This window comes from Novacetimonas pomaceti, assembly GCF_003207955.1.
Classification (GTDB): Bacteria; Pseudomonadota; Alphaproteobacteria; order Acetobacterales; family Acetobacteraceae; genus Novacetimonas; species Novacetimonas pomaceti.
In genome coordinates this window covers 377,891-403,815 of sequence record NZ_NOXG01000001.1, presented here as the reverse complement: position 1 = coordinate 403,815, position 25,925 = coordinate 377,891, and the positions used below count along the sequence as shown (strand labels likewise).

The window sequence follows — 25,925 nt, the reverse complement described above, 5'->3', positions numbered from 1 at the left end:
GAGATCGGAAAGACAGAGAATTATGTTCGCAGTTATCCGCACCGGCGGAAAGCAGTACCGCGTTTCCAAGGACACCGTCCTGAAGGTCGAGAAGCTGGAAGCCGAAGCCGGCGCCACCATCACGTTCGATCAGGTCCTGGCCGTCGGCGGCGAAGGTTCCACCACGATCGGCAGCCCCACCGTTGCCGGCGCGACCGTCACCGCGACCGTCATCGCGCAGGACCGCCTGGCGAAGGTGATCATCTTCAAGAAGCGCCGTCGGCAGAACAGCCGCCGCAAGAACGGCCACCGTCAGCCCGTGACCGTGGTGCGTATCGCCGCAATCAACGCTGCCTGATCCCCGGACCGGGGGCAGCGATTGATGCCCGCCGGTCCAGGTCAAGATCAGTCAACAAGTTTCAGGAGTTCAGGCAATGGCACAAAAAAAGGCAGGCGGTTCTTCCCGCAACGGACGCGATAGCGCCGGTCGCCGTCTCGGCGTCAAGAAGTTCGGCGGCGAAAGCGTCGTCGCAGGCAACATCATCGTGCGCCAGCGCGGCACGAAGATGAAGCCCGGCACCAATGTCGGCCTTGGCCGCGACCACACGATCTTCTCGCTCGTCGACGGGCATGTGAAGTTCGAACGCCGCGCCGAAGGCCGCGTGCATGTTTCGGTCGAAGCCCTGCCCGCAGCCGCGGAATAAAAACTGCTCCCACCCGGGAGACAGTTCAGACCAAGGGGGGACGGTCACGTGGGGCCGTCCCCTTTTCGTATCGATACCACGGCGTGTTTCTGATATCAGACACGTCCATGGGGCTGCCACCGGCCCAGATCGGACCCGTGAGCGATGAAGTTTCTTGATCAGGCCAAAATTTTCGTGAAATCCGGCGATGGCGGCGATGGCGTCATTGCGTTCAGGCGCGAAAAATACATTGAATTCGGCGGCCCCGATGGCGGCAATGGCGGACGCGGCGGCGATATCATCTTCGTGGCCGTCGACAATCTCAATACCCTGATCGATTTTCGCTATACGCAGCATTTCCGCGCGCGCAAGGGCGGAAACGGCGCGGGGTCCGACCGTACCGGCGCCGCCGCGGCCCCGGTCATCATACAGGTTCCCGTCGGCACGCAGATTTTTGACGAAGACCGCGAAACCCTTCTTGGCGATCTGGACGAGGCGGGCAAGCGACTGCTGCTGTGTCGTGGCGGCGATGGCGGTCGCGGCAACGCGCATTACAAGACCAGCACCAACCGCGCGCCGCGCCGCGCCGATCCCGGCTGGCCCGGGGAGGAACGCTGGGTCTGGCTGCGGCTGAAGCTGATTGCCGATGTCGGGCTGGTCGGCCTGCCGAATGCCGGGAAATCGACCTTCCTGTCCGTTGTGTCCGCCGCACGGCCCAAGATCGCCGACTATCCCTTCACCACCCTGCATCCCCAGCTTGGCGTCGTGCGCCTGTCGGTGACGGAGGAGTTCGTCATCGCGGACATTCCCGGCCTGATCGAGGGCGCGCACGAGGGCACCGGACTGGGCGATCGGTTCCTTGGCCATGTCGAACGCTGCGCCGTGCTGGTCCACCTGATCGACGGCACGCAGGAGGACGTGGTGCAGGCATGGCGCACCATTCGCCATGAACTGGCGGAATATGGCGGCGGACTGGCGGAAAAGCCGGAAATCATCGTCCTGAACAAGATCGACGCCATGTCGCCCGAAGACATCACGCAACGCTGCCAGCTTCTGGAACAGGCCAGCGGAAGGCCGGTGATGACCATGTCCGGCGTATCGCGTCAGGGCGTGGACAGGGTCCTGCGCCTGGTGCAGGACCAGATCACCCGCATCCGCGCCGACGAAGATGCCACCCGCGACACCCCGGCCTGACAACGCGGAAGACACGACCGTGACAGCTTTCCCCACCCTGCCCAGCCTGAAAAATGGACAGCGCATTGTCGTCAAGATCGGAAGCGCGCTGGTCGTCGATGCGCAGACCGCCTCCCCCCGGCAGGAATGGCTGGAAAGCGTGGCCGCCGACATCGCGCGGCTGCGGGGGGACGGGGTGCAGGTCATCGTCGTCTCCTCCGGCGCGATCGCCCTTGCCCGCCACCAGCTCGGCCTGACGCGGCGGGTGCTGCGACTGGATGAAAAGCAGGCCGCGGCCTCCGTCGGGCAGATCCGGCTGGCGCAGGCATGGGCCAATGCCCTGTCGCGCCACGACCTCAACGCGGCGCAGCTGCTGCTGACGCCCGACGATACCGAACATCGCCGCCGTTACCTCAATGCCCGCGCGTCGCTCAATACGCTGCTGACACTGGGATGCGTCCCGATCATCAATGAAAATGATGCCATCGCCACGACGGAAATCCGCTTTGGCGACAATGACCGACTGGCCGCCCGCGTGGCGGAGATGACCAATTCGGACCAGCTTGTCCTGCTGTCGGACATTGACGGGCTTTACACGGCCGACCCCCGTGTCGATCCCGCCGCGCGGCACCTGCCACTGGTCGAAAACCTGACCGACGAGATCGAGGCCATGGGGGGCGCCCCTCCGCCGGGCTATTCCTCTGGCGGGATGCGCACCAAGCTGATGGCCGCGCGCATCGCCACGCAGGCAGGATGCGCCATGGTCATCGCGCAGGGCAAGCCGCTGCACCCGCTGCGCGCGCTGATGGATGGCGGGCGCTGCACATGGTTCCTGCCGTCGCCTGACGCGCGCTCGGCGCGAAAGAAATGGATCGGCGGCAGCCTGACACCGGCAGGCAATCTGGTGATCGACGATGGCGCGGTGCGCGCGCTGCTGAGCGGATCATCCCTCCTGCCTGCCGGGGTTCATGCCGTATCGGGGGAGTTCGACCGGGGCGATCTGGTCAGCGTGACGGACATGTCCGGACAGCGCATCGCCCATGGCCTTTCTTCCTACAGCATGGCGGACGCCGTGCGCATTGCCGGACACCAGTCGGATGAAATCGAGGCGATCCTTGGCTGGCATGGCGGCGACGAACTCATTCACCGCGATGACCTCGTCCTCTGCGACAGGGCCTGCGCGCAGCCGGCCTGACCTGCCGCGCTGATGGCGCTCAGCGACGGGGCGGCCAGCGGAGCGTCGGCTCCGACCTCTGGCGACGTTCCGCCCAGCGGGCGGTACGGGGAATGCCCGTCTCCACCTTTCGCGCCATGGCGGCCCTGACCCCGGTATCCCCGTCCGCCGGGCCGTTCTTCAGCATGGGCGCGCGCTGGACGCGCAGGGGCACGCCATCGCGCGCTGGCGCCCTGCCTGCTGTATCGGTCGCAGCCTGTCCGCCATCATGTCCCGCTTCGCGTCCATCGGGGGGCATGGGTGCCACGCTGGCGACGGGCGCTTCATCCGGCGATGGTGATGACGATGGCGGCGGAGGGGCGGCGTCGTCAGGCTCCTCCCCCGCCCATGGCGGAGCGGACCGGGCCATGGGGCGGCGTTCATAGGCGGGAATATCACATTCGGGATCCTCGGGGTCGAGGCGCCACGCGGGGGGTGGCGTGGCTGCCTGCCTTTCGTCGGCCCGGCGATCCCCGTCCTCCTGCCGCAGGACCTCCGACAGGGGTTCGCTGGCGGCGGCTTCCGCCCCGTCGCGCGTGGCGGAGGATGCGCCCGACACCGCCATGACCCGCAGTTCCGCCTGCAGGTCATCGATCTGCATCGCCAGCGCGTCAAGCCGTCCCTTGACGCCGATCACGGCAAAGGGAACCAGCATCCACAGGACCGCGAACAGCAGGCCAGCCATCAGGACCAGCACCTGCGCCCATCCCGGCAGCCATTCCGGCCATGGTATCGTCATGGGTGTCTCTCGACCTTCATCATGACAGGCAATACGTCCTCAACCCCATCCTTCCGCCATCCGGGCGGGGATAATCACATGCCCAGCGCGCGACGGTAGATGTCCAGCAGGGTTTCCTGTTCCTCCACCTCGGCCGGTTCCTGCTTGCGCAGGCGGATGATCTGGCGGATGACCTTCGTATCAAATCCCGCCGACTTCGCCTCGGTGTAGATGTCCTTGATATCGCCAGCAAGCGCCTTGCGCTCTTCTTCCAGCCGCTCGATACGTTCAATGATGCTGCGCAGCCGGTCGGCAGCAATTCCGCCAACGGCCGCGCTGCCCTCGTCAGTTTCGAAATTATCGGCACTCATGCCTGCTGCCTCCGGATATAGTGAACTGGGGCGCGATACCCCGCCATGCCGCGCACGGGCATGCAACGTGGATGACGCATTCGAACGGCGGGCTTATCGCGATGGCGGACGCGGGTCAATGCCAGCTTGACATGCTCCGGAAGGCGGCCCTAATCGGTCGTGACCGTTGGTATCGGCCCATCCGTGTCGCCGGCGTGCCACGCATGCGCAATACGGGGCTAGAAACAGAACCAGGCAGGAGGCCGATTTTCATGGCACATCTTCCCCCCGTCGACACGTTCGACTACATCGTATTCGGTGGAACGGGCGACCTGACCATGCGCAAGCTGCTGCCTGCGCTGTATTACCGTTTCCGCGACGGACAGATCCCCGATGACGCGCGCATCATCGCCACGGCGCGCTCCCCCCTGTCGCGGGAGGAATACCAGGGCCGCGCGAAGCAGGCCCTGCACGACCATGTCGCAGCAGACGCGCTGGAGGCCAGCACCGTCGCGCGCTTCATCGACCTGCTGTATTACGTCAGCCTCAACGGCGCGGAAGTCCAGAGCCACTGGTCCGACCTGAAAACGCTGCTGGACACGAAGCCCGACAGCCGCATCCGGGTCTATTACCTGGCGACCTCCCCCGCGCTTTATGGACAGATCTGCGAGAACCTGAGCAAGCATGGCCTGATCACCGACCAGTCGCGCGTGGTCCTGGAAAAGCCGATCGGCACCGACCTGCAGAGCGCCAATGCCATCAATGACAGCGTGGGGCAGCATTTCCCCGAAAACCATATCTTCCGCATCGACCATTACCTGGGCAAGGAAACGGTCCAGAACCTGATCGCGCTGCGGTTCGCCAATCCCGTGTTCGAACGGCTGTGGACCAGCGACGCCATCGACTATGTCCAGATCACGGCCGCGGAGACCGTGGGCGTGGAGGGACGCGGCGCGTATTATGACAAGTCCGGCGCCCTGCGCGACATGATCCAGAACCACCTGCTGCAGGTCCTGTGCCTGGTGGCGATGGATCCGCCCGTCTCGCTCGACGCCGACAGCGTGCGCAACGAAAAGCTCAAGGTGCTGCACGCCCTCAAGCCGATCGAACCGTCGGAGGTCGCGATCTATACCTCGCGCGGGCAGTATATGCGCGGCAAGATCAACGGCCAGACGGTCGGAAGCTATGTCGAGGACCTGGGCGAAGGCGTGACCAGCGAGACGGAAACCTTTGTCGCGCTGAAGACCGAAATCCTGTCATGGCGGTGGGGGAACGTGCCCTTCTACCTGCGCTCGGGCAAGCGGATGGCGGAAAAGTGCAGCGAGGTCGTGATACAGTTCAAGGCCGCGCCATGGACGATCTTCACCAACAGGCCCGCGCCCAACCGGCTCATCATCCGCATCCAGCCTGACGAGGGGGTGATGCTGTCGGTATCCACCAAGGACCCGACCCCGACCGACAGCCTGACCCTGCGCGAGGCGGACATCAACATCGAGTTCGAGAAGGCGTTCAACATCCGCTATCCCGATTCCTACGAACGCCTGCTGCTTGACGTGGTGCGTGGCGACCCGATCCTGTTCATCCGCCGCGACGAGGTGGAGGCCGCATGGAAATGGATCGACCCCATCCTGCAGGGCTGGAGCAAGAACGAGGCCCCGCTGGAACCCTATCCCGCCGGGACATGGGGCCCCGAAGGCGCGCGCAACCTGCTGGCGCAGTCGGGTCACCTGTGGCACGAGGACATGAAATAACGCATGGCCGTCCCCCCCCGCCTTTCCGGTCGTTCCCGCGCGCCCATGACGATCCGCCAGCGGATCATCCGCCGGGTGCTTATGGTGATCCCGATGGCCCTGCTGGCCTTTGTGGTCGCGCGCATGGGATGGCTGGACCAGGCGGCAGACCGGCTGACATTTTCCAAGGTCAGCTGGTTCGACAACACCGCCCTTGTCGAACATTTCCGCACGGTCGTGACGCATAACGGCATGACGCACGACCGCAAGGACTGCCTGCTGTTCGTGCTGAACGGCAACGACCCGCCCGACGCGACCAAGCTGGATGTCATGGAACGCCATTCGGGGTCATGCCCCGGCGATCGCAACACCCTGCCACGCCTTTTCACCCTCAAGGTGGACCGGCTGTCGCAGAGTGTTCAGACCGACTGGCAGACCCCCGGCGTCTTCCACGCCATGCCGCGCTGAGGATGCCGCGTCCCGATATCAGGGCCTTTATCTTTTATCAGGACTTTCGGGCAAAGGCCGCCCGCAGCCTGTGCGCGCCGTAACGGATGGCGGATTTGCCACCGGGCAGGAAGGCGTAGAAATTGAGGAACCCGTGCACCGTGCCGCGCCACGTGCGGGTCACGGCCTCCGACCCCGCCTTCTGCATCGCCGCCGCGTATCCGGTCCCCTCGTCATGCAAGGGATCGCACTGCGCAAGCCCGATGACGGCAGGCGGCAGGTTGGCGAGCGACGCCGCGAAAATGGGCGCCAGACGTGGATCGCAAAGGTCCTTCGGGTCACGGATATACTCCTCCGCATACCATTCCATCACCCGCGTGCTCAGGATGTAGCCGCTTGCATAGGCATCGCGCGACGGGACGGCCTTTTCCCCATACAGCGACGGGTAATAGAGCAGCTGCATGGCAAGGGGGGGATGGCCGTGGTCGCGGTTCATCTGGCTGATGACGGCGGCCAGCGTGCCGCCCGCGCTGTCGCCCGCCACCGCGATGGCGCCACCCCAGCGCCAGGCCTCACCCCTGAGCCAGTTCAGCGCGGCCCAGCAGTCATCCACCGCCGCCGGGAATTTGTTTTCCGGCGCCAGGCGGTAATCGAACGACAGCACGGCCGCCCCCGACTGCCGCGCAAGGCGGCAGCAGATCCCGTGATGCGAATTCAGCCCGCAATGCACATACCCGCCCCCGTGCATGAACAGGACCACGCCGCGTACTTCACCATATGGGATGTACAACCGCGCAGGACGCAGTTCGGTCGCGCCGGGCACCCGCATGTCGATCACGCGACGGACCTGCAGGCTGGACAGCCATTTGGGAAAGCAGGGCCGGTCAAAGCGCCTGCGGATATCCTCCAGCGTATGGGGAACATGCTTTTTGCTGGAGGACCGCAGCCTGATCCCCAGCAGGAAGAGACGTGTAAAAAGCCCCGGCGGACGTCCGCCCGCGTGGCATGCGGACGCCGGGACATCGGATGCTGACACCTGTGCGCCTTTCCTGACTGATCATAAGTTTTCGCGTCCCAAGGCTTTAGCCCTTGACGCGCATCGCATGCACCGCCAGTTTCCGCATGCCAGACGGTCGGACGACCGCTGTTGGTGCGCATCCGCGCAGCGATGGAGGAAAGTCCGGGCTCCACGGAAGAACGGTGCCGGCTAACGGCCGGCGGGGGCGACCCCAGGGACAGTGCCACAGAAAACAGACCGCCCCCACGGCCCATGTCGCGTCCATCGGACGTGACGCCGGGTTGGGGGCAAGGGTGAAACGGTGCGGCAAGAGCGCACCGCGCGCATGGCAACATGGGCGGCAGGGCAAACCCCACCGGGAGCAAGACCGAATAGGAACGACAGGCGGGCGAAATCCGTTTCGCGCCGTCAGGGGCCTTCCGCCCCGTCGTTCGGGTTGGTCGCGTGAGGCGTGTCGCAAGCCACGTCCCAGAGGAATGGTCGTCCCGTTCCCCCTGCGGGAACGGACAGAACCCGGCTTACAGACCGTCTGGCATCCCTTCACGCCTGCAATACCCGCCCCGCGCCGGATCGCGGCAACGACGGCGCGTAAGTATCCACCATGAAGAACAAAACATAAACATTCATTGATTGGATACGATTATGGTCCTGATGCGCGGGATATATTCCTCTTTACCTGCCATTACGCCCCCCGGCGTTGAACAATAGCGGTTTTCCGCCAACTTTTGGATATCTTTAATTGACCGCCCATGAAATCCCATGATATCCCACACAGACCCAGTGAAGATGAGTGAAGGAGTCACCTTCACCCGCACGGGGGCAGAGTTCCGGACCTTCTGTAATTCATGCCAGGGAGGGCATCGCACAGCGTGAGTGTATTCCTTGGCACGCATCAGAACCGACTGGATGCCAAGGGGCGGGTTTCCATCCCGTCGGCCTTCCGCACCGCCCTGCGCACCCTGGCCCGCGCGGGCGAACCGCTTGTCATCATGCGCCCTTCCCACCTGCATCCCTGCCTGGAGGCATGGCCCAGCGCCGCCTTTTCCGCGCTGGCCCGCCCGCTGGACGAGGTGGACATCTTTTCGGAAGACCATGACGACCTCGCCACCGCGCTTTACGCCGACGCCTATCCCATCGACGCCGACAAGGAAGGGCGGATCCTCCTGCCCGAGACACTGCGCGCGCATGCGGGCCTGACGGAACAGGTGACGTTCATGGGACTGGGTCGCATCTTTCAGGTCTGGGATCCCGACGCCGCGACCCGTCGCCGCGAAGAGGCACGCCAGCGCGCGCGGCGCCTTACCTCAGGCAAGACGGCCGCGTCACCCGCGGAGGGATCGGCATGACCACGATGACCACGCCCTTCGCGGCCGATGAGGGCCATGTCCCGGTCATGCTGGCGGAGGTCCTGCACGACCTTTCCCCGCGTGATGGCGCGACCTATCTGGACGGCACGTTCGGCGGCGGCGGCTATGCCCGCGCCATCCTGTCGGCCGCGGACTGTACCCTGTGGGCCATCGACCGCGACCCTGCCGCCATCGCACGGGGCGATGCGCTGGCCCCTGCCTTCCCCGGCGGGGACGGGCATTCCCGCCTGCGCATGATCAAGGGTGGGTTCGGCGACATGGCCGCCCTGCTGGCGGCGCGCGACATACACGCGCTTGACGGCGTCGTGCTGGACCTTGGCGTGTCCTCTTACCAGATCGACCAGGCCGAGCGTGGCTTTTCATTCCGCATGGATGGCCCGCTGGACATGCGCATGGGCGACGAAGGGCCGACGGCGGCCGACATTGTCAACCGCTATCAGGAAAGCGAGCTGGCCGACATCATCTATGCCTATGGCGAGGAACGGATGTCGCGCCGGGTTGCGCGCGCCATCGTGGCCGCGCGCGCCGAAGCCCCGATCACAACGACGCTCCGTCTGGCGGAAATCGTGCGCTCGGTCGTCAGGGCCGACCGTTCCGGCATTGACCCGGCCACGCGCACGTTCCAGGGCCTGCGCATTTACGTCAATGACGAACTGGGACAGATCGAACGCGGGCTGGATCAGGCGCTGGCGCTGCTGGCCCCCGGCGGCCGGCTGGTGACGGTGTCGTTCCATTCGCTGGAAGACCGCCTGGTCAAGCTGGCGATGAACCGCGCATCGGGCCGCGTGCCCGCCCCGTCCCGCCACGATCCCGGCGCGATGATGCAGCGCGCGGACCGCCCGTCCTTCCGCCTTGTCAGGAACAAGGCCATCCGGCCGTCGGATGCGGAATGCCGCCACAACCCGCGCGCGCGCAGCGCGCGGCTGCGGACGGTGGAACGTGTCGCGCCCTTCCCAACCACAGAAGAAATGGAACAACAGCAATGACCCGGCTCATCACGCTCTTCTGTGCTGTCATGGCGGCGGTGTCCGGGCTGTTCCTGTACACCAAGAAGCAGCAGACCTCCGCCCTGGACCAGAAAATCGCGCAGATCGTGGTCCAGACCGAACGCACGCGCGACCAGACCGCCATGCTGCGGGCCGAATGGACCATGCTGAACCAGCCGGACCGGCTGCATGTCCTGGCGGAACGCTATGCCCCCGCGCTGCATCCCGTGGCCCCGACGCAGTTCGTGCAGCTTGCGAACCTGAGCGGGCATCTGCCGCCCGTCGGCGCGGCCCCGGTCGCCCCGGTCAACCCGCGCGCGGAAATGGGCGTCTCGCTTGCCGCCGACCATGTGACCGCCGCAGCGGCGGAGGGCGCGACGCAGCACGCGCATGCGCCCGTGATACTGGCTCAGGCCGTGATGCCGCATGCGCCGACGGTGCCTGCCCCCGTCCGGCATGCCACGACGCCGCGCGTGGAAACCGTCGCGCAGCACCCCGACCGGCCGGAGCATGAAGCCGCGCATGCCCTCCCCGACCGCGCCCCGTCGCATGCAGTGGAACATGCCCCATCCGTGATGGCTGAAAACGAGGCCCCGGCGTCGCATGCGCCCGCCACTGTCCGCGCGGCGCATGTCGCGACGCCGGGCCATGATGTCATGCTGGCGAGCAACCGGGTCGCGCCCTATCACTATCATCCCGCCCATGAGGTCTCCGACGCGGCATGGCATCCCGATACCGTGTCATCCGTGCGCAGCGGTGGCAGTTCGCTTGCCAATTCCCGCACTTCCGCCCTTCCGCCGCCCGTACCCGTCAGCAACTGACGACGGTCGCCTCCGCTGCCGGATACCGTCGGTGACATGAACGATACGCCCCGCCCACACCCTGATGACGCGCATGCCGATGGCGCCCGCCCTGCCGGCGGGAGCCTGCGCGTACGCATGGCGCGGGACAAGATGCATGCCCGCCTGCTGGTGGTCGCGGGCGTATTCTGCGTCCTGTTCGGCGCCGTCAGCGTCAAGCTGAGCGTTGCGACGATCATCATGCCGCTGGCCCCGCAGCAGCACCAGATCGCACCACAGGTCCCCCCCATCCCCAAGAGCGACCCCAAGGGGATGGTCGCCAATGACATCGTCCTGCCACAGGTGCATCGCGCCTCCATTGTCGATCGTAATGGCCAGGCGCTCGCGATTTCCCTGCCGGTGGCGCAGGTTTACGCCAATCCGCAGGAAATGATCGACCCGCAGGACGCGACGCACAAGCTCAAGCGCGTGCTGCCCGGCCTTGACGAAGCCGAAACGCTGCGCCGCCTTTCATCGGCGCGGCAGTTCGTCTATGTCGCGCGTGACATTTCCCCGGCGCAGGAACTGGCGATCAACAACCTTGGCATTCCCGGCATCTATTTCGAACCCGGCGAACGCCGCCGTTACCCCATGGGGCGCGTGGCGGCGCAAATTATGGGGGGCGTGGACATCGACGACCACGGCGTCGCTGGCGTCGAGCGGTATTTCGACAAGCGCCTCGACAGCAATCGCGCGCCCCTGACCCTGTCGCTCGACGTGCGGGTGCAGAACGTGGTGCATGACGAACTGCAATCCGCCATGGACACGTTCCAGGCCATCGGCGCGTGCGCGATCGTGATGGACGTGCGCAATGGCGAAATCATCGCCATGGTCAGCCTGCCGGACTATGACGCCAATGATTTCGGCCACGCCCCGGCGGACGCCCGCTTCAACCGCGCGGTGACGGGCATGTACGAACCCGGCTCCACCTTCAAGCTGCAGACGACGGCCATGGCGCTGCAGGATGGGGTCGCCCATATCTGGGACCGTTTTTCGAGCGTGCCGATCAAGATCGGCCGCTTTACCATTTCCGACATGAAGAGCGACCATTTCGACACGTGGCTTTCCCTGCCGGAGGTAATGGCCTATTCCTCAAACCCGGCGGCGGCGCATATCGCGCTGGATGCCGGGGCGGCGCGCCAGCAGGAATGGCTGCGCAACATGGGTTTTTTCTCCCGCGTGCCCATCGAACTTCCCGAAGCGGGGCGCCCGATCGTGCCATCGACCCATAACTGGGGCATTTCGACCGTCATGACCGTCGCGTTCGGCCATGGCGTCGCGGAACCGCCGCTTGCCATCGTCCGTGGCACGGCGGCGACCGCGAATGGCGGCTTCCTTCTGAAACCCACCCTGCTGCTGCATGACCAGGACCGGACGCCGGGCGGCAGCCCCGCACCCGACGCCAGCGACGCGGCGGCACCCGTCCCCGGGGCGGAACGCCTGATTTCGGCCGCCAATTCCACCATCCTGCGCAAGATCCTGCGCCTCGACGTGGCTGGCGGCACGGGCAAGAGCGCGGAATCCCCCGGCTATTTCGTCGGGGGCAAGACGGGAACGGCGGAAAAGATCGGCGCGCATGGCGGATACCTCAAGCATGTCAACGTTTCCGCCTTTACCGGCATATTCCCGATGAACGCGCCACGCTATGCCGTCTATGTCATGCTCGACAGCCCCAAGGCGACGCCGCAGACGCATGGGTGGACGACGGCGGCGTGGAACGCGGCACCGACGGCATCGCACATCATCACCCGCATCGCGCCGATGATGGGGCTGTTCCCTGACACCACCCACCAGCAGGCGATCGAAAGTTCGCTGTTCATCCCGATGCGGCCCGCCGTCCCGCACGGGTATCGCGCGCTGGGTCCGGGCAATGACCCGGGCACCGCGCACATGCAGCAGGCCGAGGGCAGGCATCATGGCAGCCGCCATGGAACGGAGGAAATGACATCGGACGAGGGACAGGCCGGACGCATGCACGCCGCGCGCGATGAACGGGAAGACGCACTTCCCCTGACCAACCGCCCGAAACGGGGATAGAGATGAAACTTACGACAGTGCTGCGCCGCGCGGGCCTGGTGGCGGACACGGGCGGCCATGACCCGGACGTTACCGGCATTTCCGCCGACAGCAGGCAGATCGGGCCGGGGATGATTTTCGCAGCCCTCCCCGGCAGCCGCGCCGATGGCCGCGCCTATATCGCGCAGGCCCTGCAGCAGGGGGCATGCGGCCTCGTATCCACGCCGAACGCCTGCGCGCAGTATGAAGGCCACGGGATCGCCTGCATCGCGACCCATGACCCGCGCCACGCGCTTGCCGTGATGGCCGCAGCACTCATGCCGGTCATGCCCGGGCACGTCGTCGCGGTGACAGGCACGAACGGCAAGACCAGCACCGTCGAATTCCTGCGCCAGATCTGGCGACATGAAGGACGCATGGCCGCAAGCATCGGGACACTGGGGATCGTCTCCCCCGATGCCCCTGTCCCCGCAGGCCCTTCCCTGACCACGCCGGACAGCGTCACCGTGGCGAAAACGCTGTGCGCGCTTGGGGAACATGGCGTGACGGACGTCGCCATGGAGGCATCGTCGCATGGGCTGGAGCAGCGCCGTCTGGACGGCGTGCCCATCACCGCCGCCGGGTTCAGCAACCTGACGCGCGACCATCTGGATTACCACGGCAGCACCGACGCCTATCGCACGGCAAAGCTGCGCCTGTTCGACACGCTGCTGCCCGATGGCGGGCTGGCGGCCGCGAACGCAGACATGGACCCGGCGACGCTGGACGCCCTGCGCGCGATCGCGGCGCGACGGGGCCTGCAACTGCGGCTGGTGGGCGAACGCGGGGACACAATCCGCCTGCTGCGCGCGCTCCCGCGTCCCGAGGGGCAGGTCCTGACGCTGGAACATGGAGGCGCCACGCGCGAGGTTTCCATTCCCCTGCCGGGACGGTTCCAGGTCGACAACCTGCTTCTTGCCGCAGCACTGTCCGGCCCGCAGGATGCGGACATAACCGCCGCCCTTGACTGCCTGCCCTTCCTGACGGGCGTGCGCGGACGCATGGAACACGCGGCCACCCTGCCGAACGGGGCTGCGATCTATGTCGATTATGCCCATACGCCCGATGCGCTGGAACGGCTCCTACTGTCGCTTCGCCCGCATGCGACCGGCCGGCTGGTCGCGGTGTTCGGCGCGGGCGGCGATCGTGACCGGGGCAAGCGTCCCCTGATGGGAGGTGTCGCGGCAAGGCTTGCGGACGACGTCATCGTGACCGACGACAACCCCCGTAGCGAGGAGGCAGCTACCATCCGCCAGCAGATCATGGCCGCGGCCCCGGCGGCCAGCAATATCGGTGGCCGGCGACAGGCCATTGCCGAGGGGCTGTCGCGGCTGAAGGCCTGTGACGTGATGGTTGTCGCGGGCAAGGGGCATGAACAGGGACAGATCATCGGCACGACCGTCCTGCCCTTTGACGACGTATCCATCATTCGCGAACTGACGGGCAATTCATGACAGTCCTGTGGACCCGATCCGAACTTCTTGCGGCCACCGGCGGTCATTTCCGCGCGGCATCCGATGGAAATCCCGCCCCTGACGCCACGGGCGTTTCCATTGACACGCGCACGCTCGAAGCCGGGGACATCTTCGTCGCGCTGGTGGGGGAGCGTTCGGACGGCCACGCGCATGTCGCGCGCGCGCTGGACAAAGGGGCGGCCGTCGTCATCGCGCATCGCGAAACCGGGTCCGACGACCCGCGCATCCTGATGGTGGACGACACGCTGCGCGCGCTCAACGCCATGGCGGCGTTCGCGCGCGCCCGCTTTGGCGGCCGGATGCTCGCCGTCACCGGCAGCGTGGGCAAGACCACGACCAAGGAAATGCTGCGTCATGCGCTGGGGGCATGCGGTCCCACGCATTGCGCCGTCGCGTCGTACAACAACCACTGGGGCGTGCCGCTGACGCTGGCGCGCCTGCCTGCCACCGCCATGTTCTGCGTGTGTGAAATCGGGATGAACAATCCCGGCGAAATCGCCCCCCTCGCCGCCATGGTCCGTCCGGATGTCGCCGTCATCACGACCATCGCCGGATCGCATCTGGGGCACATGGGCAGTCTGGAGGCCATCGCGCGGGAAAAATCCGCCCTGATCGCCGCCCTGCCCCGCGATGGCGTGGCGATCGTGCCGGATGATGCCATCGGGCTGGATCTTTTTGTCGCGCAGGCCGGTCGCGTCGGCGCCCGGCTGTGGATGGCGGGCACGCGGCCCGACAGCACGGCGCGGCTGGATGGTTTTCAGGCCCGTCCCGATGGCTGCGACTTTCAGGCGCATATCGACGCATGGTCAGGGGATGTGCATCTGAACGCGCCGGGGCGTCACATGGCGCGCAACGCGCTGGCGGCGCTGGCGGCGACGCGTGCCGCAGGCGGCGACATGGACCGCGCGGTACAGGGGCTGGTGGGTTTCCTGCCGGGGTCCGGACGCGGCGCGATCACCCCCATCCTTGACGCGACGGCCAGCCTGCTGGACGAAAGCTATAATGCATCGGTGGCATCGATCCGCGCGACGCTGGAGGTTCTGGGCCAGATCCCGGCGCAACGGCGCATCGCCGTGCTGGGCGACATGCTCGAACTTGGCGTCTTTGCGCGCGACCAGCACGAATCCCTTCTTTCAGCCGTCCGCGAGCATGCGGACCTTGTTTTCTGTTGCGGCCCGAACATGAAATATCTTTTTGACCTCCTGCCCCCCTCCCTCCGTGGCGCGTGGACGCCCGATGCCGCAGCCCTTGCGCCGCAGGTACGCGCGTCGGCGCGGGCGGGCGATGCCATCCTGGTCAAGGGAAGCCTCGGGATGGGGATGCGTCAGGTTGTCGAGACCCTGCGTCACGACGTGCAGGGGGCGGCATAATGCTTTTTGACCTGTTCCAGCGTCATGCCGCGGGCCATATTTCGATCCTCAACCTGTTCCACTACATCACGTTCCGCGCGGGGGCGGCGTGCCTGACCGCGCTGATGCTCAGCCTGGCGCTTGGCAATCCGCTGATCGCGCGCCTGCGCCGCATCCAGCGCGGCGGACAGCCCATCCGCGCCCTGGGGCCGGAACGCCACCTGGTGGAAAAGGCGGGGACGCCGACGATGGGCGGGGTGCTGATCCTTGTGTCGCTGCTGGGATCGACCCTGCTGTGGGCGGACCTGACGAACGGCTTTGTCTGGGCCGTGATGATGATCACGCTGGCCTTTGGCGCGGTGGGGTTTGCCGATGACTATCTCAAGCTGTCGCGCCGCAATACCGATGGCGTGTCGATGCGCATGCGGCTGGGGTGCGAATTCGTGGTCTCGCTGCTGGGGGGGATATGGCTTGAAAGCCTGATGCCGCCGGATCTGGCGAACCACCTTGCCTTCCCCTTCGTCAAGGACTTGCTGCTACCGCTGGGATATGCCTTTCCCGTGTTCGCGATGATCACGATCACGGGCTTCGGCAATGCGGTCAATTTCACCGACGGGCTGGACGGGCTGGCGATCGTGCCGGTCACCATCGCCGCCCTTGTCTTCGCGCTGATTTCCTATCTGGTGGGCAATCACATCTTCGCGGATTACCTGCAGCTGCATGCCGTGCCGGGAACGGGCGAACTGGGCATCTTCTGTTCCGCGCTGGTGGGCGCGGGGCTGGGTTTCCTGTGGTTCAACGCACCGCCGGCCGCCGTTTTCATGGGGGACACGGGATCGCTGGCCCTTGGCGGCGCGCTGGGGGCGGTCGCGGTCGCGGTCAAGCACGAACTGGTCCTGTGCATCGTGGGCGGCCTGTTCGTGATCGAGACCCTGTCGGTCATCATCCAGGTGTTCTGGTACAAGCGCACCGGCCGCCGGGTCTTCCTTATGGCGCCCCTTCATCATCACTTTGAGAAAAAAGGATGGCCTGAATCAAAAATCGTCATACGGTTCTGGATCGTTTCCATTGTGCTGGGACTGTGTGGCCTTGCCACCCTGAAACTGCGATGACCTCATTTCCTGCGGACCTGTTTGATGGACAGACCATTGGTGTCCTCGGCCTCGGGCGCAATGGCATGGCGGCGGCGCGCGCGCTGGCGCACATGGGCGCGCGGGTGCAGGCATGGGACGACACCACGCGCCCCGACACGGCCAGCGGGGTTGCCACACCGGGGCTGAGCTTCGCCCCCTTTACCGACATGACCGGGTTTGACGCGCTGGTGATGTCGCCCGGCATTCCCCATGTCCTGCCCACGCCCCACCCGGTCGCAGCCATGGCGCGCGCGGCGGGCGTTCCCATCCTGTCCGACGCCGACTTCCTGTTCCAGGCGGTGCGGCGCGCGGGATCGCGTGCGCGTTTCGTCGGGATCACCGGCACCAACGGCAAATCCACCACCACCGTCCTGCTGGCCCACCTGCTGCGCCATGCGGGCATCCCCGTGGCGGAGGGCGGCAACCTTGGCCCTGCGGCCCTATCGCTGCCATTATTGCCTGATAATGGCGTCTATGTGCTCGAAATGTCTTCCTACATGCTGGAACGCCTGGGCAGCCAGCATTTCGACGCGGCCTGCCTGCTGAACCTGACGCCGGACCATCTGGACCGGCATGGCGACATGGAGGGGTACAGCCGCGCGAAGGTCCATATCTTTGACCGGCAGGGAACGGGCGACCTTGCCGTGATCGGCAACACCGTGCCGCGCCATGGCGTACTGGCCGCCGACCTGCGGCAACGTGGCATCCCCGTCATGGAAATCGGGGGCGATGCGCATGCGCCCGACCTATGGGTCGAAAATCACATCCTGCATGACCGCGCGGGGGCGATCGCGGACCTGTCGCAGGCCCCTTCCCTTCCCGGGACGCACAATGCCGAGAATGCGGCCGCGGCCGTCGCGATCGCGCAGTGGCTGGGATGCCCGCGCGCCGGGACCGACGCGGCGCTGGCGTCATTCGACGGGCTGCCCCACCGGCAGAAGACCATCGGCACCATCGACGGCATCCGCTTCATCGATGACAGCAAGGCCACGAACGCCGACGCCGCCGCGCGGGCCATGTCCTGCCATGACCGCATGATCTGGATCGCGGGCGGCGTCGCCAAGGCCGGCGGGATCGAGGACCTGTCCCCCCTGTTCGCCCATGTGGTCCACGCGTTCCTGATCGGGCGCGACGCCCCGCAGCTGGCCCGCACGCTGGAACGGCATGGCGTGGCCTTCACCATGGCGGAAACGATGGAACGCGCCGTGCCCGCCGCACTTGCCGCCGCGCGCGCGGAACATGTCCCCACGGTCCTGCTGTCGCCCGCCTGCGCCAGCTTTGACCAGTTCACGGGGTTCGAGGCGCGTGGCCACCGCTTTGCCGAACTCGTCCACGCACTGGCGGGGGAAACTGACGCCACGGCCGGGCAGGCCAGGCGGTAATGGCGGGCATATCACGCATCAACACCTCGCCCATGGCGCGATGGTGGCGCAACGTCGATCGCGTCACGCTGATCTGTGTCGGCATCCTGATCGGGTTTGGCTATATCCTCATGCTGGCCGCAAGCCCGGCGGTGGCCGTGCGCATCGGCGCCTCGCGCGATATGTTCATCTTCAAGCAGGTCTGCTTCCTCCTGCTGGCGGCGGGCATCGTGATCGGCACGTCGCTGCTGTCGATCCGCGCGGTCAGGATCATGGCCGCCATCGGGTTCGTGCTGGGGATCGCGGCAACGGCGCTGACACTGGTCCACGGGATCGAGATCAAGGGCGCGCGACGCTGGATCGCGCTGCCGATGATGTCGGTGCAGCCGTCGGAATTCCTCAAGCCCTGTTTCGCCGTCGTGACCGCGTGGCTGCTGACGGAACGCCAGACGCGGCGGTATTTCCCCGGCATGCTGATCGCGCTGGGCCTGTTCGGGGTCGTGCTGCTGCTGCTGAAATCACAGCCCGACATCGGCATGCTCAGCGTGATCACGACCGTCTTCATCACGCAGCTTTTCGTCGACGGGCTCAGCCTGTTCCTGGTGGCGGGCGGCGTGGGCTGCATGGTCGCGGCCTTCATCGGCGCGTATGCGGTCTTTCCCCATGTCCGTTCGCGCGTGGAACGTTTCCTCCATCCCGAGGTGGGCGACCATTACCAGATCGACACCGCCCTACGGGCCTTTGGCAATGGCGGGCTGCTGGGCCGTGGTCCGGGCGAAGGGCGGGTCAAGGATCTGCTGCCCGACGCGCACGCCGATTTCGTCTTTGCCGTCGCGGGCGAGGAATTCGGCATGATCGTCTGCCTGTTCATCATCGGCGTCTTTGGCGTCATCGTCATTCGCGCCCTGCTGAAGCTGCTGCATGAAAACGATCCCTTCATCGTCGTGGCGACGACCGGGCTGGTGACGGGTTTCGGGCTGCAGGCCTTCGTCAACATGGGATCGACGCTGCACCTCATCCCCACCAAGGGCATGACCCTGCCCTTCATTTCCTATGGCGGTTCCTCCGCCATGTCGGTTGCGCTGACCATCGGCATGGTGCTCGCCCTGACGCGCAGCCGCGTGGGCGACAGCCAGTTCAGCCAGTCCTTTCCCGCGTTCCTGAGCCGGAGATCCCGCACATGACCCCCCAGCGCCCCATCATCATCGCCGCTGGCGGCACGGGGGGACATTTCTTTCCCGCCGAGGCACTGGCCTGCGAACTGGTCCGGCGCGGGCGCGACGTCGCGCTGATGACCGACCGTCGCGCCGGGATGCGCCAGAGCGGCATTTTCGCCGGCCGGCCGCAGTTCGTGCTGCCCGGCGCGGGAATCGCGGGCCGCGGGATTACGCGCGCGGCCCGCGCGGCCCTTGCCCTTGCCCACGGGGCATGGCGCGCGCGCGCGATCCTGCGTGGCCTGCGGCCGGTCGCGGTCGTGGGGTTCGGGGGATATCCCTCCGTCCCGCCGCTGCTGGGCGCGCGCCTGATGGGGCGGGAGCGTCCGCTGATTTTCGTGCATGAAGGCAACGCGGTGATGGGACGGGCCAACGCGTTCCTCGCGCGCTGGGCCAGCGGGATCGCGACGTCCTTTCCCGTCGTGGCGAAACTGCCGCGCGGCGTGCCCGTCACCCTGACGGGCATGCCGGTGCGCCCCGACATCGCCGCCCTGCATGACGCGATCTATTCCCCCTCCACCGGGACGATCAGGCTGCTGGTGTGGGGCGGATCGCTGGGTGCGCGGATTTTCAGCGATGTCGTCCCCGCCGCGCTGGCCGGACTGCCGCCCGCGTTGCGCGCGCGCATCGAGGTGACGCAGCAGGCCCGCGCCGAGGACGTGGAGCGCGTGCGCGACGCCTATGCCGAAAGCGGGATTCCCGCCCGGGTCGCCCCCTTCCTCGACAACGTGCCCGAACTGCTGCGCGACGCCCACCTGGTCATCGGCCGGGCGGGCGGGTCGTCGGTGGCGGAGGTCACGGTGGCGGGGCGCCCCGCGATTCTCGTGCCGCTGCCCATCGCCGCAAGCGACGAACAGAGCGCCAACGCCCGCGCCCTGGTCGAGGCGGGGGCTGCGTGGATGATCCCGCAGGCCGAACTGACGCCCCAACGACTGGGCGCGCAACTGACGGAACTTCTTGGCGACCGCGACGCCCTGTCGCGCGCGGCGGCAGCCGCGCGTGGCATCGGGCAGCCCGACGCCGCCGCGCATCTGGCGGACATGATAGAAGGACGCTTGCATCACATGGCCTGTGCCGCCTAATCCGGCAGTGCGAAGACGGAGACTGATACATAATGAGAGCCCTGCCCCTTTCCATTGGCACCATCCACTTTGTCGGCATCGGCGGCATCGGCATGTCCGGCATTGCCGAAGTGCTGCACATGCTGGGCTATGCGGTACAGGGATCGGACATTGCTGAAAGCGCCAATGTCGCGCGCCTGCGCGCGGCGGGCATTCCCGTGACGATCGGCCATGACGCCGCCAACCTTGGCGCGGCGCAGGTCGTCGTGACCTCCACCGCCGTGCGGCGCGACAATCCCGAAGTGCTGGCCGCGCGCGCGCGCCTGATCCCGGTGGTCCGCCGGGCGGAAATGCTGGCGGAACTGATGCGCCTGCGCTGGTCCGTGGCGGTGGGCGGCACGCATGGCAAGACGACGACGACCAGCCTGGTCGCCGCCGTGCTGGAAGCGGCGAAGCTGGATCCCACCGTCATCAATGGCGGCATCATCGAGGCCTATGGCACCAACACGCGCATGGGGTCGGGCGACTGGATGGTGGTCGAAGCGGACGAAAGCGACGGCTCCTTCCTGCGCCTGCCCTCGGTCATCACGGTCGTGACCAACATGGACCCCGAACATCTGGACCACTGGGGCACGGCGGAGGCGATGCAGGCGGCGTATGACCAGTTCGTCTCCAACATCCCGTTCTATGGCTTCGCGGTGCTGTGCATCGACCATCCCGCCGTCCAGCAGATGATCCCCCGCCTGTCGGACCACCGGATCATCACCTATGGCTTTTCCCCGCAGGCCGACATCCGCGCGGAAAAGGTCATCACCGACAAGCTGGGGGCTACGTTCGAGGTCGTGGTGACCGACCGCAACCGCAACCGTTCGCGCCGCGCCGGGCCGTTCCGCCTGCCGATGCTGGGCCACCACAACGTCCAGAACGCGCTGGCGGCCATCGCGGTCGGCATTGAGATGGAAATCAACGACGCGACCATCCGCTCCGCCTTTGCCTCGTTCAAGGGGGTGAAACGCCGCTTTACCCGCACGGGGGAAACGGGGGGCATCACCGTCATCGACGATTACGGCCACCATCCCGTCGAAATCGCCGCCGTGCTGAAGGCCGCGCGCCAGGCGGGGGCGAACAATGTCATCGCGGTGATGCAGCCGCACCGCTATTCACGGCTGCAGAGCCTGTTCAACGAATTCTGCACCTGCATGAACGATGCCGGCACCGTCATCATCGCCGATGTCTATGCCGCGGGCGAACAGCCGATCGAGGGCATGGACCGCGACGCGCTGGTCGAGGGGCTGCGCGAACGCGGGCACCGTTCCGTCGTTCCCCTGCCGGGGCCGGAACATCTGGCGGAAATGATCAACGCCATCGCCCGGCCGGGCGACTTTGTCGTGTGCCTTGGCGCGGGCAGCATCACCAACTGGGCGCAGGCGCTGCCGGGACAGCTTGCGGAACTGCAGTCCTCCTCCGCCCCGGCGCACAAGGGGGAAGACGCGGCGTGATGACACAGGCTGCGGCATATTCCCCCACCGTCGTGCAATGGCGCGAGGATCTGGTCCGCGCGCTGGCCGATTTCCGTGGCCGCCTGACGCCCGACGCCCCCCTTGGCCCGCGCACGTGGTTCCGCGTGGGCGGAAAGGCGGAACTGCTGGTGCAGCCCGCGGACGCGCGCGACCTTGCGCTGGCGCTGCGCCACATCCCGCTGGAGGTGCCGGTGCGTGTCCTTGGGGCGTGTTCGAACACCATCATCCGCGATGGCGGGATTGACGGCGTGGTCATCCGCCTCGGGCGCGGTTTTTCCGAGATCGCCCATGACGGCAACGGCCTGATCGCCGGGGCGGCGTGCCTCGACATGACGGTGGCGGAACATGCCGCGACATGCGGCCTGTCGGGGATGGAATTCCTGGCGGGCATTCCCGGCGCGGTGGGGGGCGCGGTCTCCATGAATGCCGGGGCCTATGGCTCCGACATTTCCACCATCCTCGACTGGGTGGAAATCGTCACCCGCGATGGCGAGCCGCTGCGCCTGCCTGGAGGGGCGCTGAAATTCAGCTATCGCCATGCCCTCGTGCCGCAGGGCGCCGTGGTCATGCGCGCGCGCCTGTGTGGCCAGCCCTCCGCCATGCCGGTCATCCGCGAACGCATCGCGCAGATCCGCGCGGCGCGGGAGGCGGCGCAGCCCGTGCGGGCGCGCACGGGGGGATCGACCTTCCGCAATCCCGACCCTGCCACGTCAGACCGCAAGGCATGGGAACTGATTGATGCCGCCGGGTGCCGGGGCCTGACGATCGGCGGGGCGCAGGTCAGTGAAAAGCACTGCAATTTCCTGCTCAACACGGGAACCGCCACGGCGGCGGAGCTGGAAGAACTGGGCGAAACCGTGCGCAGACGCGTGCGCGAACATACCGGCGTGACGCTGGAATGGGAAATCAGGCGTATCGGACGCCCCCTGCGCAAGGATGAACCGTCATGACACGTCCCGGCATAACTGTCCTGATGGGCGGCATGTCCGCCGAACGCGAAGTCAGCCTGCGCAGTGGCGAAGGCGTAACGCAGGCGTTGCGTTCCCTTGGCTATCCGGTTCGCCAGATCATCGCGGGGCCGGATCTGGGTGCGATTGTCGACGACCTGACCACGCACCGCCCCGATGTGGTCTTCAACGCGCTGCATGGCCGCTTTGGCGAGGATGGATCCATTCAGGGGGTGCTGGACTGGATGGGCATCGCCTATACCCATTCGGGCGTCCGCGCCTCCGCCACGGCAATGGACAAGGCGGCGGCGCGCGTGGTGTTCGAGGCCGCGGGCCTGCCGGTGGCGCGCGGGGGCGTCGTGACGGTGGACGCCCTTGCCGCCGAAGACCCGCTGCCCGAACCCTATGTCATAAAGCCCGTCAACGAGGGGTCTTCGGTGGGGGTGGAAATCATCCGCGCCGGGTCCAACCGCCGCGCCAGCATCGCCCGGACGTGGCAGTTCGGAACTTCCGCGCTGGTTGAGGAGTTCATACCGGGACGCGAACTGACGGTGGGTGTAATGGGTGAGCGGGCGCTGACCGTGACCGACATCACGCCGCATGACGCGGGGGGCGACGGCTTTTACGACTATACCGCCAAATACCGGCAGGGCGGCTCCAGCCATGTGCTGCCCGCGCGCATCCACCCGGCGGCCTTTGAACGCGCGCGCGAACTGGCGCTGGCGGCGCACCGGACGCTGGGATGCCGTGGGGCGTCGCGCACCGATTTCCGTTATGACGACACGCATGATGCCGACGGGATCGGCCGGCTGGTCATCCTGGAGACGAACACCCAGCCGGGGATGACCGAAACCTCGCTGCTGCCGGAACAGGCGGCGGCATGCGGCATTGCCTATGCCCGGCTGTGCGAATGGCTGGTTGAACAGGCGACCTGTCGTACATGAAGCGTCCGGCCGACAATCTGAATGACCGTCCGTCGCGCCTGTCCATCTTCCTGCGACGGCAGAAGCGGCTGATCCGCCCGGCCATCGCGACCCTGCTGGTGTGCGCCATCGGGGCGGGATGCGTCGGGCTGGTGCACAGGATGGGGTCGGAGGAACGTTTCGCGCCGCTGCGCGCGCGCGTGGTCAACATGCTGCCGCTGCGCATTACCGACATTACCGTCACCGGCAACGAACTGACGGGCGACGCGGCATTGCAGGAGGCGCTTGGCGTTCACAAGGGGGATTTCATCCTCGGCTTTTCACTTGGCGCGGCGCGCATGCGCATCGACGCGCTGCCCTTCGTTGATCATTCGGTGGTCGAACGGCGCCTGCCGGGCACGATCATCGTCCACCTCATCGAACGCCGCCCCTTTGCGGTATGGCAGAACCACGGGCATTTCATGCTGATCGACCGTGCGGGCAACCAGGTCCGCGACCAGGGCATGACCGGCAAGGACGCGCAGGCCTTCATGCAGCTTCCGCTGGTGGTGGGGCCGGACGCCAACCTGGCGGCGGCGTCGCTGATGGACGAGCTTTCGGCCCAGCCGGAGGTGCGCGGCCATGTCGCCGCCGCCGTGCGCGTGGGACAGCGCCGGTGGAACCTGACGCTGCGTGACGGGACCGTGGTCCTCCTGCCCGAAGGCGAGGAGGTCCCCGCGCTGAAACGCCTTGCGCAGATGCAGCAGGACATGCGCATCCTCGACCGTCCCGTCATATCCATTGACATGCGCCTGCCCGATCGCCTGATCATCCGCGAAGCCCCCGGCCCCACCGGCAGCGACAGGCCCGGCGGCGACAGGCCCGCCAGCAACGACAATACGCCCCCGATTGCGGATCCGGCCGGACTGTCCATGCCGGACATGTCCCGGCCCCGCCCCGACCCCGGCAATGTGCAGAGACGTGCATGAGTAACCTGATCCCCCGTCCCGACAGGATCCTGGCCCCCCGCCAGGCCCCCGCGACACCGGGCCTGCCAAGCGTGCGTCCGGCGTCGGTCCCCGCCCTGCCCAATACGGCGCGACGCGACCGGCGGGTCATGACGAACATCATCCCGATGGAGGAAGACCGCCCGCAGCGCAGGCTGAGGACGGGACCGTTCAGCGTCCTGGACATCGGATCGACCAAGATCGTGTGCCTGATCGGCAAGGGGGAGCCTGACGGATCGCTGCGGGTGCTGGGCCACGGGTGGCGGCGTTCCCATGGCGTGCGTTCCGGCGGGATCGTCGACCTCAGGGAGGCCGAGACAGCCATCCGCGCCGCCGTGGGACAGGCGGAGGACATGGCGACCCTGCGCAAGGACGAGATTTTCATCAACCTGTCATGCGGCCATCCCGAAAGCCGTCACCTGAACGTCCGCTGGCCCATCGGCGGGCGCGAGATCGGGGATGCGGACATGCGCCGGATCACGACCGAAGGCCGCCTGCGCGCGCTGAGCGAGGGGCGTTCGGCCATCCATACGCTGCCGCTGGATTACGCGGTGGACGAGACGCAGGGCGTCCTCGACCCGCGCGGCCACCTGTGCGACCACCTTTCGGCGCGCATGCATGTCATCGATGCGAACACCACCGCCCTGCGCAATGTGGAGGCGGTCCTGTCACGCGTGGACCTGACGATCGCGGGGATGGTGTCCGCGCCGCTGGCCTCCGGCCTTGCCGTGCTGAACGAGGAGGAGCGCGACCTTGGCGTCACGGTGGTCGACCTTGGCGGGGGCACGACCTCCATCGCCGTGTTTGGCGAGGGACGGCTGCTGCATACCTCCAGCATTCCGATCGGCGGGCAGCACATCACGCGCGATATCGCGCACGGGCTTTCCACCTCCATCGACAATGCGGAACGGCTCAAGACCATGCATGGCTCGGCGGAGCTTTCGTCCGGGGACGATCAGGAAATGATCCTGGTGCAGCTTATTGGCGACAACGACCATCATTATGTCAGAATTCCACGTTCTAGGATTGTCTCCATCATTCATCCGCGCGTGGAGGAAACACTTGAAATGGTAAGCGATCGCCTGGAAATGGCGGCCCTTGGCCCCGCCGCCGACGGACGGGTGGTGCTGACGGGTGGCGGGTCGCTGCTGGAGGGAATCGGCCAGATGGCGGCGCGAATCCTGAACCGGCAGGTCCGCCTTGGCCGGCCGCGCCACATTCACGGCCTGCCGGAAAACCCGGCGACATGGCCGATGTTCGCAACCTCCGCCGGACTTCTGGCGTGGGCGGCGGGCGCGGGCGATCCCCTCAATGATACCGGCATCAGCGAGGCGCGGCCCACCGGCCTTATCCGGCGTTTCGTCGATTTCATCCGCGACAGGGTATGATATTCACGAT

At 66.6% G+C, this 25,925-nt stretch carries 24 protein-coding genes and 1 other RNA gene; 22 read left to right on the top strand and 3 right to left on the bottom strand.

The annotated features are described in order from the left end of the window. The first annotated feature begins 22 nt into the window (after window positions 1-22). From rplU to proB, 4 genes are all read left to right on the top strand, one after another. Window positions 23-337 carry a 50S ribosomal protein L21 gene (gene rplU / locus CFR71_RS01900; protein ID WP_110526305.1) on the top strand — a complete coding sequence of 105 codons (315 nt, stop codon included), beginning with the start codon at window positions 23-25 and terminating at the stop codon, window positions 335-337. A 76-nt stretch (window positions 338-413) separates the two neighbouring features. After that, window positions 414-683, top strand: a complete 270-nt coding sequence (gene rpmA, locus CFR71_RS01895) for a 50S ribosomal protein L27 (RefSeq protein ID WP_110526302.1) — start codon at window positions 414-416, stop codon at window positions 681-683. Window positions 684-827: 144 nt separating this feature from the next. Continuing rightward, window positions 828-1,856 (top strand): GTPase ObgE, encoded by a 1,029-nt coding sequence (obgE, locus tag CFR71_RS01890; RefSeq protein ID WP_110526299.1) that lies wholly within the window; start codon window positions 828-830, stop codon window positions 1,854-1,856. Window positions 1,857-1,875: 19 nt separating this feature from the next. Then, window positions 1,876-3,030 (top strand): glutamate 5-kinase, encoded by a 1,155-nt coding sequence (proB, locus tag CFR71_RS01885; protein WP_110526625.1) that lies wholly within the window; start codon window positions 1,876-1,878, stop codon window positions 3,028-3,030. A 19-nt stretch (window positions 3,031-3,049) separates the two neighbouring features. Here the strand turns inward: proB and CFR71_RS01880 are convergent, their stop codons facing one another. Together CFR71_RS01880 and CFR71_RS01875 are read right to left on the bottom strand one after the other, a co-directional pair. Further along, a complete protein-coding gene (locus tag CFR71_RS01880) occupies window positions 3,050-3,787 on the bottom strand; it encodes a hypothetical protein (protein WP_110526294.1) in 738 nt (245 codons plus the stop codon). A 74-nt stretch (window positions 3,788-3,861) separates the two neighbouring features. Next, on the bottom strand, window positions 3,862-4,137 hold the full coding sequence (locus CFR71_RS01875) for a DUF2312 domain-containing protein (protein WP_110526291.1): 276 nt from the start codon (window positions 4,135-4,137) through the stop codon (window positions 3,862-3,864). Window positions 4,138-4,388: 251 nt separating this feature from the next. On the opposite strand from CFR71_RS01875, the gene zwf reads away from it, so the two are divergent. Together zwf and CFR71_RS01865 are read left to right on the top strand one after the other, a co-directional pair. Further along, window positions 4,389-5,867 carry a glucose-6-phosphate dehydrogenase gene (gene zwf, locus CFR71_RS01870; protein WP_110526288.1) on the top strand — a complete coding sequence of 493 codons (1,479 nt, stop codon included), beginning with the start codon at window positions 4,389-4,391 and terminating at the stop codon, window positions 5,865-5,867. Between the two features lie 3 nt (window positions 5,868-5,870). After that, entirely contained in the window at window positions 5,871-6,314 is a 444-nt protein-coding gene (locus CFR71_RS01865; protein ID WP_110526285.1) for a hypothetical protein, read from the top strand. Between the two features lie 37 nt (window positions 6,315-6,351). Here CFR71_RS01865 and CFR71_RS01860 read toward each other — a convergent pair whose 3' ends face one another. Beyond that, the gene (locus CFR71_RS01860; RefSeq protein ID WP_110526283.1) at window positions 6,352-7,329 is read right to left on the bottom strand and encodes an alpha/beta hydrolase; all 978 of its coding nucleotides are present in this window, start codon (window positions 7,327-7,329) and stop codon (window positions 6,352-6,354) included. A gap of 89 nt (window positions 7,330-7,418) precedes the next feature. Here CFR71_RS01860 and rnpB point away from each other — a divergent pair. The 16 genes from rnpB (at window position 7,419) to ftsA (ending at window position 25,915) form a co-directional block, all read left to right on the top strand. Then, window positions 7,419-7,848, top strand: an RNA gene (gene rnpB / locus CFR71_RS01855) — RNase P RNA component class A. Window positions 7,849-8,180: 332 nt separating this feature from the next. Then, the gene (mraZ, locus tag CFR71_RS01850) at window positions 8,181-8,657 is read left to right on the top strand and encodes a division/cell wall cluster transcriptional repressor MraZ (protein WP_110526279.1); all 477 of its coding nucleotides are present in this window, start codon (window positions 8,181-8,183) and stop codon (window positions 8,655-8,657) included. Between the two features lie 5 nt (window positions 8,658-8,662). Beyond that, complete coding sequence (rsmH, locus tag CFR71_RS01845; RefSeq protein ID WP_408891561.1) at window positions 8,663-9,664, top strand: 16S rRNA (cytosine(1402)-N(4))-methyltransferase RsmH; 1,002 nt, start codon at window positions 8,663-8,665, stop codon at window positions 9,662-9,664. Beyond that, complete coding sequence (gene ftsL / locus CFR71_RS01840; protein ID WP_110526273.1) at window positions 9,661-10,485, top strand: cell division protein FtsL; 825 nt, start codon at window positions 9,661-9,663, stop codon at window positions 10,483-10,485. Before rsmH ends, ftsL begins: the two co-directional genes overlap by 4 nt. 36 nt (window positions 10,486-10,521) lie before the next feature. After that, complete coding sequence (locus tag CFR71_RS01835; RefSeq protein WP_110526270.1) at window positions 10,522-12,540, top strand: peptidoglycan D,D-transpeptidase FtsI family protein; 2,019 nt, start codon at window positions 10,522-10,524, stop codon at window positions 12,538-12,540. Window positions 12,541-12,542: 2 nt separating this feature from the next. Further along, window positions 12,543-14,012 (top strand): UDP-N-acetylmuramoyl-L-alanyl-D-glutamate--2,6-diaminopimelate ligase, encoded by a 1,470-nt coding sequence (locus CFR71_RS01830; RefSeq protein WP_110526267.1) that lies wholly within the window; start codon window positions 12,543-12,545, stop codon window positions 14,010-14,012. After that, window positions 14,009-15,403: a UDP-N-acetylmuramoyl-tripeptide--D-alanyl-D-alanine ligase gene (locus tag CFR71_RS01825; protein ID WP_110526264.1), complete on the top strand. Its 1,395-nt coding sequence runs from the start codon at window positions 14,009-14,011 to the stop codon at window positions 15,401-15,403. Before CFR71_RS01830 ends, CFR71_RS01825 begins: the two co-directional genes overlap by 4 nt. After that, window positions 15,403-16,494 (top strand): phospho-N-acetylmuramoyl-pentapeptide-transferase, encoded by a 1,092-nt coding sequence (mraY, locus tag CFR71_RS01820; protein WP_110526261.1) that lies wholly within the window; start codon window positions 15,403-15,405, stop codon window positions 16,492-16,494. The genes CFR71_RS01825 and mraY overlap by 1 nt, the downstream gene beginning before the upstream one ends. Next, on the top strand, window positions 16,491-17,897 hold the full coding sequence (gene murD / locus CFR71_RS01815; RefSeq protein ID WP_110526258.1) for a UDP-N-acetylmuramoyl-L-alanine--D-glutamate ligase: 1,407 nt from the start codon (window positions 16,491-16,493) through the stop codon (window positions 17,895-17,897). The genes mraY and murD overlap by 4 nt, the downstream gene beginning before the upstream one ends. Then, a complete protein-coding gene (locus CFR71_RS01810; RefSeq protein WP_110526255.1) occupies window positions 17,897-19,060 on the top strand; it encodes an FtsW/RodA/SpoVE family cell cycle protein in 1,164 nt (387 codons plus the stop codon). Before murD ends, CFR71_RS01810 begins: the two co-directional genes overlap by 1 nt. Further along, window positions 19,057-20,172, top strand: coding sequence for an undecaprenyldiphospho-muramoylpentapeptide beta-N-acetylglucosaminyltransferase (gene murG, locus CFR71_RS01805; RefSeq protein WP_110526252.1), 1,116 nt, complete (start codon window positions 19,057-19,059; stop codon window positions 20,170-20,172). The genes CFR71_RS01810 and murG overlap by 4 nt, the downstream gene beginning before the upstream one ends. A 32-nt stretch (window positions 20,173-20,204) precedes the next feature. After that, the gene (gene murC / locus CFR71_RS01800) at window positions 20,205-21,650 is read left to right on the top strand and encodes a UDP-N-acetylmuramate--L-alanine ligase (RefSeq protein WP_110526249.1); all 1,446 of its coding nucleotides are present in this window, start codon (window positions 20,205-20,207) and stop codon (window positions 21,648-21,650) included. Then, window positions 21,650-22,621: a UDP-N-acetylmuramate dehydrogenase gene (gene murB, locus CFR71_RS01795; RefSeq protein ID WP_110526246.1), complete on the top strand. Its 972-nt coding sequence runs from the start codon at window positions 21,650-21,652 to the stop codon at window positions 22,619-22,621. The genes murC and murB overlap by 1 nt, the downstream gene beginning before the upstream one ends. Next, window positions 22,618-23,562 (top strand): D-alanine--D-alanine ligase, encoded by a 945-nt coding sequence (locus CFR71_RS01790; protein WP_110526243.1) that lies wholly within the window; start codon window positions 22,618-22,620, stop codon window positions 23,560-23,562. Before murB ends, CFR71_RS01790 begins: the two co-directional genes overlap by 4 nt. After that, complete coding sequence (locus tag CFR71_RS01785; protein WP_110526240.1) at window positions 23,559-24,509, top strand: cell division protein FtsQ/DivIB; 951 nt, start codon at window positions 23,559-23,561, stop codon at window positions 24,507-24,509. The genes CFR71_RS01790 and CFR71_RS01785 overlap by 4 nt, the downstream gene beginning before the upstream one ends. Next, a complete protein-coding gene (ftsA, locus tag CFR71_RS01780; RefSeq protein ID WP_110526237.1) occupies window positions 24,506-25,915 on the top strand; it encodes a cell division protein FtsA in 1,410 nt (469 codons plus the stop codon). Before CFR71_RS01785 ends, ftsA begins: the two co-directional genes overlap by 4 nt. Window positions 25,916-25,925 lie beyond the last annotated feature (10 nt).